This window comes from Pilimelia anulata, assembly GCF_014647895.1.
Classification (GTDB): Bacteria; Actinomycetota; Actinomycetes; order Mycobacteriales; family Micromonosporaceae; genus Pilimelia; species Pilimelia anulata.
This window is the reverse complement of sequence record NZ_BMQB01000002.1, coordinates 35,367-48,647: the sequence shown is the minus strand read 5'-3', so window position 1 is coordinate 48,647 and position 13,281 is coordinate 35,367. Positions and strand designations below refer to the sequence as shown.

Below are 13,281 nucleotides of genomic sequence, written 5' to 3'. Positions count from 1 at the left end.
CGGTCGGGAGGTCAGCCGGGCCTCACTTCAGCCAGGAGCCGGCCGGCTCGCAGGGGGCCAGCTCGGTGGGCTGGCGGCTGCCGCCGCCGGACAGCGTCCGGTTCACGCCCAGCCGGCCGAGGGTCTGGTCGAACTCGATGCCCCAGTTGATGTCCAGGAACTTCTGCAGCGCCTCGTTGACCCGCTCGCAGAGCTTGGGGCGGTTGTTCGGCAGGCCGATGCCGTACTGCTCGCCGCCGACCGGGACGAAGTGCGGTACCTCGCGGCGCTTCTCCGCGGGCTGGGCGGCGACGTACGCCTGGAGGATGGAGATGTCGGTGCTGACCGACAGGCCGGCCTCCTGGCCGCTGAAGAAGCGCTGGAAGCACGCCTGGACGGAGATGTCGACCACGACCCGGATGCCCAGCTTCTTCAGCCGGTCCTCGCTGGTCGAGCCCTTCGGCACGCACACCTTGCGGATGTCGTGGATGCTGCGGGCGGTGCGGTCGGGGGTGGCGAAGCCCTCCTCGTCCCGGTAGTACGGGCCGGCGAAGTCGATCCGCTGCCGCCGCGCCTCGGTGATGCTCAGGTTGTTGATCACCAGGTGGACCGGGGCCAGCCGGCTCGGCCCCCACGGGCCCTCCAGCGCCTCCAGCCGGTGCTCCAGGCTGTCCAGCGGGACCCACTCGATGCCGGTGGCGCGCGGGAAGTAGTCGAGGATCGCGTTGGCCACCGACAGGTCGAAGCCCTGGCCGCCGGTGTTGGCGCCGGTGCTCCAACCGGGATAGCCGGGCTCGACGTAGCCGATCCGGATGGTGCCGGACAGGTACGCGTACGGGTCCGGCTCGCGGTGCTTGCGGTACACGACGACGCTGAGCCCGGCCAGCAGCACCGACAGCACGGCGGCGACCCACCAGCGCTTGCGGCCGGGGGCGCGCGGGCGGCGCGGGTCGCGGGCGAGGCTGACGCCGCGGGCGCCGAGGATCGCGACGATCACGCCGGCGGCCTCGACGGGCAGCGTGAGGATCGCCGCGATGTCCGGGCCGATGCCGCGGTTGAGGAAGAGGAAGATAACCATGCCGAGCAGCGTCAGCGTGATCGGGACCAGCCAGAAGATCTCGTCCCGGAGCGTCGGGCGCGGCTGCGGACCGTCGGCGCCGGTGGGAGCGGACGGGGTCAGCAGATCCATCCCGTCAGGTTACGGGGCGAACGCAAAGAGTAGCCACAACCGGTCCGCCCCGGCGCGGTCACCCGAACAGCTCCACTAGCTGACGACGTCCTTGCGGACGAACCGCCACCACGCCAGGGCGAGGAACAGCGCGGTGTACGCGACGGCGGCGAACGCCCCGCGGACGATGTCGTCGGCCTGCGCGGGCGTCGACAGTAGACCGAGCCACGCCTGGCCGTAGTGCGTCGGCAGCCACTCGCGCAGGCCGCCGAGCGCCTCGATCTGGTCGAGGATGCTGGACACGATGTACAGCAGCACCGCGCCGCCCACCGCGCCCAGCGGCGCGTCGGTGGACACCGACAGCAGCACCGCGAGCGCGGCCACCACCGACAGGTTGAGCAGCAGGTAGCCGACGATGCCGGCCAGCCGCGCGGTACCGACGGCGGCCGGGATGTCGGCGGCGACGGTGCTGGCCAGCGGGTGCCAGCCGTACCGCAGGGTGCCCAGCAGCAGCGCGGTCGCGGCGAGCAGCAGCACGGCGGCGACGGCGTAGCCGGCCGCGACGACCACCTTGGCCAGCAGCAGCCGGGAGCGCGGCACGGGCGCGGCGAGCAGGTACCGCAGGCTGCCCCAGCTCGCCTCGCTGGCGATGGTGTCGCCGAAGAACAGCGCGACGGCGACGACGAGCAGGAACGACGACGAGACCAGCACGGTGAAGACGGCGAAGTTGAGCCCGCCGGCGGTGGCCAGCTCGGCCAGGCTGCTGAACTCGCCGCGCCGCCCGCCGCCGTCGTCGTCCCCGCCGCCGAACTGGAACGCCAGCAGCACGATCAGCGGCAGCAGCACCATCCCGGCGAGGGTGAACTGGGTCCGCCGCCGGGCCGCCTGCCGGCGCCACTCGGCGGCCAGCGGCAGGGTGCGGCCGGGGCGGTAGCCGCGGGCGCCGCCGTCCGGGCCGGGGGCGGCCGGCGGCGGTACGGTGCGGACGGTGGCGTCGGCGGGGTCCGGCGCGGCGGGGGCCTCGGTCATCGGTCACCACTTCCTCGGGTCTGCTCGCCGACCAGCGACAGGAACGCGTCCTCGAGCCGGCGCCGGGGGACGACCCTGTCCACCCGGATGCCGGCGCGCACCAGCGCCGCGACCGCGGCGCCCCGCGGTACGGTGCCCAGGTCGACGACGAGGCCGCCGATGTCGTCCGGGTCCAGCGAGACCACGCCGACCATGTCGCCAATGATCTTGGCGGCGGCCCGGGCGTCGGCGACGCCGAACTGGGTGGTGGGCGAGTCGCCGACGATGTCGGCGACCGGGCCGCTGGCGACGACCGCGCCCTTGTTCACCACGATCACGTGGGTGCAGGTCTGCTCCACCTCGGCGAGCAGGTGGCTGGAGACCAGGACCGCCCGGCCGTCGGCGGCGTACCGGCGCAGCACCTGGCGCATGGCGGCGATCTGCGGCGGGTCCAGTCCGTCGGTCGGCTCGTCCAGCACCAGCAGCTCGGGCAGGCCCAGCATCGCCTGGGCGATGGCGAGCCGCTGCTTCATCCCGTGGCTGTACGTGCGCACCCGGCGGTGCACCGAGTCGCCCAGGCCGGCGATCTCCAGCGCCTCGGCGAAGTGCGCCTCGTCCTCGGCCCGGCCGGTGGCCGCCCAGTACGCCCGCAGGTTCGCCACCCCGGACAGGTGCGGCAGGAAGCCCGGCCCCTCGACCAGCGAGCCGATCCGGGACAGCACCGGCGCGCCCGGCGCCAGCGTGTGCCCGAACACCAGCGCGTCGCCGGCGGTCGGCCGGGTCAGGCCCATCAGCACCCGCAGCGTGGTCGTCTTGCCGGCGCCGTTGGGCCCGAGCAGGCCGACGACCTGGCCGCGGCCGACGGTGAAGTCGACCCGGTCGACGGCGACGAAGCCGCCGGGGTACTCCTTGCGCAGCCCGCGCACGACCAGCGGGGTGTCGGCGTGGTCCGGGTCGACGGCGACGTCGGTGCGGCGGTGCCGGCGGCGGCCGAGCAGGACCCCCGCGAGCACGCCGAGCGCCACCAGCACCAGCAGCCCCAGCAGCGCCCACCGCCACACGGCCGCCCCGGTGGGGATCTCGGTGCCGGGGGCGTCCGGCAGCACGAGCGGGGCGTCGCCGAGGCCGACGGTGTACACGGCGGGGTCGGCCGGGGTGGCGTACGCCTGGTCGGTGGTGGCGACGGTGAGCCGGATGCGGTGCCCGGCCTCGAACCGGTGCACCAGCCCGGGCAGGGTCACCGTGACCGGCCGCGCCGCGCCGATGTCGGCCGGCAGCCCGGTCAGCCGGACCGGGGCCGCCTGCCCGCCGGGCAGGGTGGGGGTGCCGCCGGGCGGCACGTCGTACAGCTTGACGAACAGCGTCGCCGAGCCGGTCGGCGACGCGGCCCGCAGCGTGATCGTCGGCGCGCCGGCCAGGTCCAGCGGCTCGGTCAGCTCGGCCGAGCCGAAGTCGGCGTGCTGGCCGGGCATCTCGGCGCCGATCCCGGCGGCGGCCAGCGCCGACAGCGCGCCCGCGCCGGGCAGCGCGGAGATCGCGGCGGGGGCGCCGCCGGGCGGGTTGGCGATCCGCTGCGGGTCGCCGGCCAGCGGCAGCTCGCGCCGGTCGGTGCCGGCGAGGCCGGGGTAGTAGTCGACGGCGTACCCGGAGGCGACCAGGCCGCGCTCGCCGACGGCGAAGCCGGCGACCCGGGAGTAGGTGAAGCTGTTCTCCGGGCGGCCCAGCTCGCCGGAGACGTAGTGGCCGAGCCACTGGCCGGTGAGCGCGCGGACCCGGTCCCGGTCGCTGGTCGGCCCGTCCCCGCCGTCGTGCCCGCCGGTGAACCAGGCCACCCGGACCGGGGTGCCGGTGGCGGCGATGCCGCGGGCGTTGGCGTCGGCCTCGCCCAGCGGGAACAGCGTGTCGGTCTCGCCCTGGATGAGCAGGGTGGGGGCGCGGATCGCCCGGACGTCCGGGTTGGCCCGGCGCAGCCGGGCGAGGGTGGCGGCGTCGGCCTCGCCGGCGCGCGCGATCCGCTGGTACGCGGCGCACACGTCCGCGGCGAACCGCCCGCACGCCGGGTCCCCGGCGGCCCCGGCCGGCCCGCCGATCCCGGTGAGCCCGCCGGGCGCGTCGCCGCCGGGCGCCCCGCCGTCCCCGTCGGTGCCGCTGGCCCCGCCGGTGCCGCCGCCGGTCGGGCCGCCGCCGCGGCCGAAGAACAGCGAGGCCCACGCCTTCTTGAACACGCCCGCGGCCGGCGGGCCGCCGGCCGCGTTCGGCAGGAACGCCCCGGGCAGGTCGTTCCAGGTGATCAGGGGGACGATCGCGTCGACCCGGCGGTCGACGCCTGCCAGGGCCAGGGCGAGGCCGCCGCCGTACGAGCCGCCGACCACGCCGACCCGCGGGTCGCCCGCGGCGTCCCGGCGGACCTCCGGGCGGGCGGCCAGCCAGTCGAGCAGCCGCTGGGCGTCCCGGACCTCGTGGTCGGGGTCGTTGAGGTGGATCCGGCCGCCGCTGCGGCCGAAGCCGCGGGCGGTCCAGGTGAGTACGGCGTACCCCTGGCGGGCCAGGTCCTCGGCGTCGTCCCGGACGGAGTCCTTGGTGCCGCCGAAGCCGTGGGCGAGCAGCACGGCCGGCGCCCGGCTCGCGGCCGAGGCGCCGTCGGGCAGGTAGAAGGTGGTGTCCAGCGGGACCTGCTCGCCGCCGTCCGGGCCGGAGGCCACGGTGATCGTGGCGGCGGTCCGGGTGAACGGGGTGCCGGCCGGCCACGCCAGCCACACCAGCCCCGCGAGCAGCACGACCACCAGGGCGGCCGCCAGCACCCGGTCCCGGCGCCGCGCCGGCCACCACCGGGCGGCCCGCCGCCGCGCCCGGCCGCCGATTCCCCACAGGTTCGCCACCGCCATACCGACACGCTACGTGGTCACCTTTCGCCACACCCCGCGCACCGCCGGTCCGGCGGCTTTGGGCCGCGCAGTCCTCAAGCCCCCGGCCGGGCGGTCGATTGGTGAGGTCAGCGGCCCACGGATGGGCCCACACCACCACACCACCACCACCGCGGTCCCACCCGGCCGCGGCTACCACCACACCAAGGATGGAATGTCGTCGTGATACTCGTGACGCGCCTCAACGGCCCGGCGTTCGCCCTGAACCCGGACCTGGTCGAGCGTGCCGACTGCACGCCGGACACCGTGATCACGCTGGTGGACGGCACCAAGTACGTGATCGCCGAGTCGGTACCCGAGTTCATCGAGCTGGTCCGCACCTACCGGGCCTCGCTGATCTCCGCCGCGCAGCGGATGGAGCCCACGCCCGAACCGGTGTTCGACGACGACCCCGACTCCGACTCCGCTGACGTCACCAACGTCGTACCGCTGCACCGAAAGGAGCGATGATGGATCCCGCTAGCCTCATCGGTGTCATCGCCGGCATCATCATCGTCTTCGTCGTGCAGATCATGGAGGGCGGCTCGCCCGCCTCCATCCTGCTGCTCCCGTCGATGCTCCTGGTGTTCGGCGGCTCGTTCGCCGCGGCCATGGCCGGCGGCATCCTGAAGGACTCCATCGGCATCGGCAACGCGATGAAGAACGCGTTCCTGCCGAAGCTGCCGCCGCCGGCCGACCTGGTCGAGGCCGTCGTCAAGCTCGCCGAGCGGGCCCGCCGCGAGGGCCTGCTGGCCCTGGAGGACGCCGCCAAGGACGTCGAGCACCCGTTCCTCAAGCGCGGCCTCCAGCTCGCCATCGACGGCACCGACCCGGAGGAGCTGGGCGAGATCCTGCACGCCGAGGTCGACGCCAAGCGGAAGGCCGACAAGGCGTCCGCCAAGATCTTCGAGGGCATGGGCGGTTACGCCCCGACCGTCGGCATCATCGGTACGGTCATGGGCCTCGTGCACGTGCTGGAGAACCTGGACAAGCCCGAGACGCTGGGCCACTCCATCGCCGCGGCGTTCGTCGCGACCCTGTGGGGCGTGCTCACGGCGAACCTGATCTGGCTCCCGCTGGCCAACCGGACCAAGCGGCTGAGCGAGGTCGCCTGCGACCAGATGGAGCTGGCGATCGAGGGCGTCCTGGCGATCCAGGCCGGCTCGAACCCGCGCCTGGTGGCGCAGAAGCTCACCAGCCTGCTGCCGCCGGGCAGCGCGCCGGCGGACGACAAGAAGAAGGCGGCATAGCTCATGTCGCACAAGTCCGCCAAGAAGGGCAAGAAGCACGGCGGCGGGCACGAGGAAGAGCACGAGAACCACGAGCGGTGGCTCGTCTCGTACGCCGACATGCTCACCCTGCTCTTCGTGCTCTTCGTGGTGCTGTTCTCGATGAGTACCGTCGACCAGAAGAAGTTCGCGCAGTTGGCCAACAGCCTGGCGCAGGGCTTCGGCGTGTCGAGCGCGGCGCTCAACGGGCAGGCCAGCGCCATCCCGGGCACCCAGGCGCACCCGCAGGTGATCCCGCCGATCCGGCAGGGCGCCGACTCGGACCTGAGCACGCCGATCGCGGAGAACCTGGCCAAGGACGCCAAGACCCAGAAGGCGGTCAAGGCGGCCATGGCCGCGGCCAGCCGCAGCAAGGCGCTGACCGACGCGCAGGCCGCCGCCAAGGAGGTGGACAACCTCAAGGAGGTCGAGCGCAAGATCAAGCAGGCGCTGCGCAAGGACAAGCTCGACGACCAGGTGAAGTTCACCATCGACGAGCGCGGCCTGGTGGTCAGCGTGATCTCGTCCGACGTCGTCTTCGCCGGCGACCGGGCGGACCTGCAGCCGGGCGGCGAGACGATCCTGCGCGCGGTGGCGCCGCAGCTCGTCAAGCTGCCGAACAAGATCGAGGTGGACGGGCACACCAACCAGCTCAAGGTCCCCACGATCAACTACCCGAGCGCGTGGGAGCTGTCCACGGCCCGCGCCTCGATCGTCGTCCGGGCCCTGCACGCCCTCGGGCTGCCGGAGGACCGGATGCTGGCCGCCGGCTTCGCCGGCACCAAGCCGCTGATCGACCCGAAGGACCCGCGGGCGGTCACCCAGAACCGCCGGGTCGACGTGATCGTCCTGTCCAACCTGCCGGCGGCACAGAAGGAACTCCTTCCGTCCGCCGCCGGCGAGGAATCCAAGCCCCACTGACCAGAGAGGAGAGGAACCATGAGCAACAAGCCAGAAGAGGGCGCCGTTCAGGAGGCCCCGAAGAAGTCGAAGAAGAAGCTGCTGATCATCGTGCTCGGCGTGGTCCTGCTGCTCGGCGGCGGCGGGGCGTACTTCTTCCTCGGCACCGGCGAGGCGCACGCCGAGGCGGAGGAGAAGCCGGAGCCGGGCCCGATCGTGGCCATGGACCCGGTGACGATCAACCTGGAGGACGGCCACTTCCTGCGGGTGGCGATCGCCCTGCAGACCACGGCCGACGCCGAGGCGGAGCTGGACGGCGCCAAGGCGCTGGACCTGACGATCGCGCTGTACAACGAGAAGAAGCTGGCCGAGCTGTCCACCCCGGCGGGTCGGGCAAAGGCCAAGAAAGAACTCATCGAGGAAGTAAAGGAAGCGTACGAGGACCAGGTGTACGACATCTACTTCAAGGAGTTCGTCACGCAGTAGTCGGGACACGACTACCCAAAGCGACGCAGCGGTCACGCCTGTTTCCGAGCGTGTTTCGGGTATCCGGCTCATTTGCCCATGAGTCGGTACCCGAAGCGCCGAAGATGGGGGCGTGACCACTTCGCCGTCGCCCGCCACCCCGGCCCGCACGGGGCGGATGCGCCGCGGCACCGGCAGCGGGCCGCAGCCCTACGACTTCCGCCGCCCGATCAAGCTCTCCCGCGAGCACGTGCGGATGCTCCAGATCGCCTTCGAGACGTACGGGCGCAACGCCGGCACCCTGCTCACCACCCGGCTCCGGGTGAACTGCACCGCCAACCTGCTCTCGGTCGACCAGCTCACCTACGAGGAGTACATCGGCCAGCTCGGCAACCCCACCGTCGTCGCCGCGGTGACCGTCGAGCCGCTGACCGGGACGATGCTGTTCGAGCTGCCCATGCAGGTGGCGATGGCCGCGATCGACCACATGCTCGGCGGGCCCGGCGGGGTCCAGCCCGAGCGGGAGCTGACCGACGTCGAGACGCCGCTGTTGCAGGACCTGCTGAAGCGGATGCTCGGGGAGCTGCGGTACGGCTTCGAGCGACTCGTGGACATCCAGCCCAAACTGGGCACGATCGAGTACAACCCGCAGTTCGTCCGGACCCAGTCCCCCGGCGACGCCGTCGTCGTGGCCACCTTCGAGGTCAAGGTGGGCGAGGTCGAGTCCAGCGCGACGCTGTGCCTGCCGTTCACCACGATCCTGCCGGTCCTGGAGACCGACGCCGACGCCGTCGAGCTGACCGCCGCCGAGCAGGCCGAGCTGAACCGGGCCCACGCCAACCTGGCCGCCGGGCTGGTCAGCGCCCCGATCGACGTGGCCGTCCGGTTCCGCGGGATGACCATGCGCACCGACGAGATCGTCAAGCTCGCGCCGGGCGACGTGGTGCCGCTCGGCCACCCCGTCGCGCTGCCGCTGGAGATCACCGTCAACGACACCACGTTCGCCCACGCCGTACCCGGCAACCAGGGCGCCCGCCTGGCCTGCCTGATCGTGCCGCCGCCGAAGGAGAGCCACGGATGACCACCGCCACCGACACCCGCCTCCACCTCGCCCGCGGCGCCGCCGAGGCGGCGCTGGCGGTGCTGCCCACCGCCGAGTCGCTCGCCGTCGGCGACCCGGCCACCGCCCCGCCCGGCGCGCTGCCCGCCGGCCAGGCGGTCACCGCCCGGTTCACCGGCGCCGGTACCGGCGAGATCGTCGTCGTGGTCGGCGAGGACCTCGTGCAGGCGCTGGAGAACAGCCCGCTCGGCGCCCTCGACCTCGCCTCGGCCGTCCGGCCCGCGCTGGAGGCCGCCGCCGGGGCCGTCGGGCCGGTGGTCGTCGACCCCGGCCAGCTCATGGAGCCCGAGGTGGCGCTGTCCGGGCTGCTGTCCAAGGGCGACGGCGTCGTCGTACCGCTGCTGGAGGGCGCCGAACCGCGGGCGCTGCTCGCGCTGCGGATGGACCAGTGGCCGGGCGGCCCCGCCGACGCCGCGGCCGGGCCGGCCCCGGCCGCCGCCGCGCCCATGCGCAGCGGCCTGGACCTGCTGCACGACGTGGAGATGGAGGTCTCCGCCGAGCTGGGCCGCACCCGGATGAACGTCCGGGACCTGCTCTCGCTCTCCCCCGGCGCCGTCGTCGAGCTGGACCGGGCCGCCGGCTCCCCCGCCGACCTGCTGGTCAACGGCCGGCTCATCGCCCGCGGCGAGGTCGTCGTCATCGACGAGAACTTCGGCCTGCGGATCACCGAGATCATCGCCGCCGAGCGGTAGGGAAGGACGGCCGCCGTGCTGGAACTCATCCTCCGCATCGGTTTCTCGCTGCTGGTCGTCTTCGGGCTCATGTGGCTGCTCGCCCGGGTCGTCCGACGCCCGCTGGGCGGCCGGTCGGCCGGCGCCCTGTCGGTGCTCACCCGCACCCAGATCGGCCGGGGCGCCGCCGTCGCGGTCGTCCGGGTCGCCGACCGCGGGCTCATCGTCGGCGTCACCGAGCACCGGGTCAGCCTGCTCGGCGAGGTCGACCCCGCCGCGCTGGCCGCGCCCGCGGCCGCGGCCGAGCGGCGGGAGCCGGTCGGCCCGGGCATCCTCGGCGACGTACCGGGGAACGGGTCGACGCCGACCGCCGGGTCGGCGCCCCCCGCGGGCCCGGCGTCGCCGCTGTCGCCGCTCGGGCCGGTGGCGCCCGGCGGCGGGCACTCGGCGGTGGCCGACGCGCTCGCCGGGTCGGCGCTGTCGCCGCGGGTGTGGCGGCAGGCCGTGGCCGTGCTGCGCGACCGGACGGTCCGCCGTTGACCGCTCACCCCCGCGCCACCCGCCCCCGCTCCCGCGCCGGCCGCCGGCCGGCTGCGCTGGCCCTGTTCGCCGGCGTCCTGCTGGCGGCGGCCGCGGCGGTGCTGACCGCGCTCGCGGCGGCCCCCGCGGCAGCGACACCGCCCGCGGCCGCTGCTGCGGCGGGTCCGGTGGCGGCAGTGGGTCCGCCGGCGGCGGTGGCGGCCGCGCCGGCTGCGGTGCTCGCGGCCGCGCCGGGCGACGGCACGGCGTTCGTCGCCGCGCCCGCCCCCGACGACGACGGCGGCATCTCGATCGACATCGGCGGGACCGACACCGGCACGAGCGGCAAGGCCCGCAAGCCGTCCGCGTCGATCGTCATCCTGCTCGGCCTCACCGTGCTGTCGGTGGCGCCGGCACTGCTGCTGATGTGCACCTGCTTCACCAAGGTCTTCGTGGTGCTGGGCATCACCCGCAACGCGCTCGGCCTCACCACCGTGCCGCCGAACCAGGTGATCGCCGGCCTGGCGCTGTTCCTCAGCATGTTCATCATGGGCCCGGTGCTCAGCGACATGAACAAGGCCGGCGTCCAGCCCTACCTCAAGGGCGACATGAACCAGTCGCAGGCGTTCAAGGCCGGCATCGAGCCGCTGCGCACGTTCATGCTGGACCACACCCGGCCGGACGAGATCGCCCTGCTGACCAAGGTCGCCGACGAGCCCCGACCGGCGAACGCCGACGACGTGAAGCTGACCACGCTGATCCCCGCGTTCGTGCTGTCGGAGCTGCGCGCCGCGTTCATCATCGGCTTCGTCATCTTCATCCCGTTCCTGGTGATCGACATGGTCGTCTCGGCGTCCCTGATGTCGCTGGGCATGATGATGCTGCCGCCGGTCACCGTCGCGCTGCCGTTCAAGCTGCTGCTGTTCGTCATGGTCAACGGGTGGGGACTGATCATCACCGCCCTCGTGGCCAGCTACTGACCGGGGGTACCGCCGTGAACGACAACCAGGTCATCACGCTCGGCCTGCAGGCGATGACGATCGCCGCGAAGCTGTCCGCGCCGATCCTGCTCACCGCGCTGCTGATCGGCTTCGCGATCTCGCTGTTCCAGTCGGTCACCCAGATCCAGGAGGCGACGCTGTCCTTCGTCCCGAAGGCGATCGCCATCGGGGTGGCGCTGCTGGTCGCCGGCAACTGGATGCTGCACGAAATGATCAGCTTCACCATCGCGCTGTTCGAGCGCATCCCCGACCTGCTCGGAGCCGGCTGAGCGTGGACCTCGACCTCTCCGCCGCCACGCTGCTGGCGCTGCTGCTGGGCAGCGTCCGGGCCGCCGCGTGGCTGGTGCTCTGCCCGCCGTTCAACAGCCGGGTCATCCCCGGCCCGGTCAAGGCGCTGCTCGCGGTGGGGCTCGCCCTGCCGATGGCGCCGAAGCTGACCGGACAGGTACCGGCGGCGCAGCCCGGCCCGGTCATCGTGGCCGTGGTCGAGCAGGTGGTGATCGGCGCCGCGCTGGCCTTCGTGACCGCGCTGTTCTTCGCCGCCGTCCAGGCCGCGGGCGACCTGATCGACCTGTTCGGCGGCTTCGCGCTGGCGTTCGCGTTCGACCCGCTGGCCCAGACGTCCACGTCGATCTTCGGCCGGTTCTACAACCTGATCGCGGTCACGCTGCTGTTCGTCACCAACGGGCACCAACTGGTGCTGCGCGGGTTCCTGGAGTCGTACGAGCTGCTGCCGCTGACCGGCGCGCTGTCCATCGGCCGGCTCAGCGCCCTGCTCACCGAGGGGCTGACGGCGCTGTTCCTGACCGCGCTCCAGATGGCCGGGCCGCTCATCGTCGTGCTGTTCCTCACCGACGTCGGGCTGGGCCTGCTCAACCGGGTGGCGCCCGCGCTGAACGCGTTCTCGCTGGGCTTCCCGGCCAAGATCTTCCTCACCCTGACCATCGTCGGCACGGCGCTGACCGTGCTCCCGCAGGCGCTGGAGGCCATCATCGAGACGGCGGTGCGGGCCGTCGTCGGGCTCAGCGGCGGGGGGTGACCCGGCGGGATGAGCGGCGAGAAGACCGAGAAACCCACTCCCCAGAAACTCAAGCAGGCGCGCAGCGAGGGCCAGATCCAGAAGTCGCCCGACGTCGGCGCCTGGGTCGGGATGCTCGCGGCCAGCTTCCTCATCCCGATGATGATGGAGTCGGCCGTGGCCAGCGCCCGGCGGCTGCTCGAGACCGTACCGGCGACGATCACCGACCCGGACCCCACCCGGTTCGGGCCGATGCTGCGCGACGCGATGATCGCCGTCGGCGTGGCGGTCGGGCCGCTGGCGGTCACGCTGCTCGTCCTCGGCGTCGGCGGCGTCGCCGCGCAGGGCGGCCTGCACATCGCCACCAAGCTGTTCATCCCGAAGTTCAGCCGGCTGAACCCGTGGAACGGGTTCAAGCAGAAGTTCGGCCCGCACGCCTGGTGGGAGGGCGTCAAGGCGCTGATCAAGACCTCGGTGCTCGGCGCGGTGCTGTACTACCAGATCAAGGACCTGCTGCCGCAGCTCATGTACTCCGGCCGGATCCCGCTGGCCAACCTGCTCGGCACGGTCAGCGGCGCGGTGACCAGCCTGATCCGGGTGGCCGCCGCGGCCGGGCTGGCGATGGCGCTGGCCGACGTGATCGTGGTCCGCCGGCGGACCAACAAGCAGCTCCGGATGTCGAAGCAGGACATCAAGGACGAGCACAAGAAGACCGAGGGCGACCCGCACGTCAAGGGCCAGATCCGGGCCCGGCAGATCGCGATGGCCCGGAACCGGATGATGGCGGACCTGCCCAAGGCGGACGTGATCGTGGTGAACCCGAAGCACGTCGCGGTGGCGCTGCGGTACGAGCCGGAGCGGGGCGCCCCGAAGATGATCGCCAAGGGCGCCGACAACCTGGCCCGGAAGATCCGCGAGATCGCGACCGAGAACCGGATCCCGCTGGTCCAGGACGTGCCGCTGGCCCGGGCGCTGCACGACAACTGCGAGATCGGCCAGGAGATCCCGCCCCAGTTCTACGGCGCGGTGGCCAAGGTGCTGGCGTTCATCATGAGCCTGAAGGCCAAGGGCTCGGCCGCCGGCATGCACCACCCGCCGCCGAGCAGCGAGCTGGAGGAGTCGTCCTGACCCGGCCGCCCCCGGATCGGACAGCCGGTGCGCAAGCACGCGCCGAACGGGCAGAGTTCCCCCGAAATGTTTGGTGAGTATCGCTCAGGGTGATCCAACGACTGCCGAACGTGAGGGCTGCCAGGACGGCAAG

General features: G+C 73.1%; 14 protein-coding genes. 11 read left to right on the top strand and 3 right to left on the bottom strand.

What is annotated here, in order from left to right:
- Positions 1-22: 22 nt before the first annotated feature.
- The 3 genes from IEY94_RS05000 to IEY94_RS04990 form a co-directional block, all read right to left on the bottom strand.
- Positions 23-1,168, bottom strand: a complete 1,146-nt coding sequence (locus tag IEY94_RS05000; RefSeq protein WP_189168874.1) for a substrate-binding periplasmic protein — start codon at positions 1,166-1,168, stop codon at positions 23-25.
- Between the two features lie 75 nt (positions 1,169-1,243).
- Positions 1,244-2,176 (bottom strand): DUF2705 family protein, encoded by a 933-nt coding sequence (locus IEY94_RS04995; protein WP_189168873.1) that lies wholly within the window; start codon positions 2,174-2,176, stop codon positions 1,244-1,246.
- Positions 2,173-5,040: an alpha/beta fold hydrolase gene (locus IEY94_RS04990; RefSeq protein WP_189168872.1), complete on the bottom strand. Its 2,868-nt coding sequence runs from the start codon at positions 5,038-5,040 to the stop codon at positions 2,173-2,175. Before IEY94_RS04990 ends, IEY94_RS04995 begins: the two co-directional genes overlap by 4 nt.
- Before the next feature lie 201 nt (positions 5,041-5,241).
- On the opposite strand from IEY94_RS04990, the gene IEY94_RS04985 reads away from it, so the two are divergent.
- From IEY94_RS04985 to IEY94_RS04935, 11 genes are all read left to right on the top strand, one after another.
- A complete protein-coding gene (locus IEY94_RS04985; protein ID WP_189168871.1) occupies positions 5,242-5,529 on the top strand; it encodes a flagellar FlbD family protein in 288 nt (95 codons plus the stop codon).
- A complete protein-coding gene (locus IEY94_RS04980; RefSeq protein WP_189168870.1) occupies positions 5,529-6,308 on the top strand; it encodes a flagellar motor protein in 780 nt (259 codons plus the stop codon). The genes IEY94_RS04985 and IEY94_RS04980 overlap by 1 nt, the downstream gene beginning before the upstream one ends.
- A gap of 3 nt (positions 6,309-6,311) precedes the next feature.
- Positions 6,312-7,247 carry a flagellar motor protein MotB gene (locus IEY94_RS04975; RefSeq protein WP_189168869.1) on the top strand — a complete coding sequence of 312 codons (936 nt, stop codon included), beginning with the start codon at positions 6,312-6,314 and terminating at the stop codon, positions 7,245-7,247.
- An 18-nt stretch (positions 7,248-7,265) separates the two neighbouring features.
- Positions 7,266-7,712 (top strand): flagellar basal body-associated FliL family protein, encoded by a 447-nt coding sequence (locus tag IEY94_RS04970; RefSeq protein ID WP_189168868.1) that lies wholly within the window; start codon positions 7,266-7,268, stop codon positions 7,710-7,712.
- Between the two features lie 112 nt (positions 7,713-7,824).
- Positions 7,825-8,772, top strand: coding sequence for a flagellar motor switch protein FliM (locus IEY94_RS04965; protein ID WP_229783342.1), 948 nt, complete (start codon positions 7,825-7,827; stop codon positions 8,770-8,772).
- Positions 8,769-9,503 carry a flagellar motor switch protein FliN gene (gene fliN, locus IEY94_RS04960; protein ID WP_189168867.1) on the top strand — a complete coding sequence of 245 codons (735 nt, stop codon included), beginning with the start codon at positions 8,769-8,771 and terminating at the stop codon, positions 9,501-9,503. The genes IEY94_RS04965 and fliN overlap by 4 nt, the downstream gene beginning before the upstream one ends.
- A gap of 15 nt (positions 9,504-9,518) precedes the next feature.
- Complete coding sequence (locus IEY94_RS04955) at positions 9,519-10,022, top strand: flagellar biosynthetic protein FliO (RefSeq protein ID WP_189168866.1); 504 nt, start codon at positions 9,519-9,521, stop codon at positions 10,020-10,022.
- Positions 10,019-10,981, top strand: coding sequence for a flagellar type III secretion system pore protein FliP (fliP, locus tag IEY94_RS04950; RefSeq protein WP_229783341.1), 963 nt, complete (start codon positions 10,019-10,021; stop codon positions 10,979-10,981). Before IEY94_RS04955 ends, fliP begins: the two co-directional genes overlap by 4 nt.
- Positions 10,982-10,995: 14 nt before the next feature.
- Positions 10,996-11,271 (top strand): flagellar biosynthesis protein FliQ, encoded by a 276-nt coding sequence (gene fliQ, locus IEY94_RS04945; protein WP_189168865.1) that lies wholly within the window; start codon positions 10,996-10,998, stop codon positions 11,269-11,271.
- 2 nt (positions 11,272-11,273) lie between these two features.
- A complete protein-coding gene (locus tag IEY94_RS04940) occupies positions 11,274-12,041 on the top strand; it encodes a flagellar biosynthetic protein FliR (RefSeq protein ID WP_189168864.1) in 768 nt (255 codons plus the stop codon).
- A 9-nt stretch (positions 12,042-12,050) separates the two neighbouring features.
- Positions 12,051-13,148: an EscU/YscU/HrcU family type III secretion system export apparatus switch protein gene (locus IEY94_RS04935; RefSeq protein ID WP_189168863.1), complete on the top strand. Its 1,098-nt coding sequence runs from the start codon at positions 12,051-12,053 to the stop codon at positions 13,146-13,148.
- Positions 13,149-13,281 lie beyond the last annotated feature (133 nt).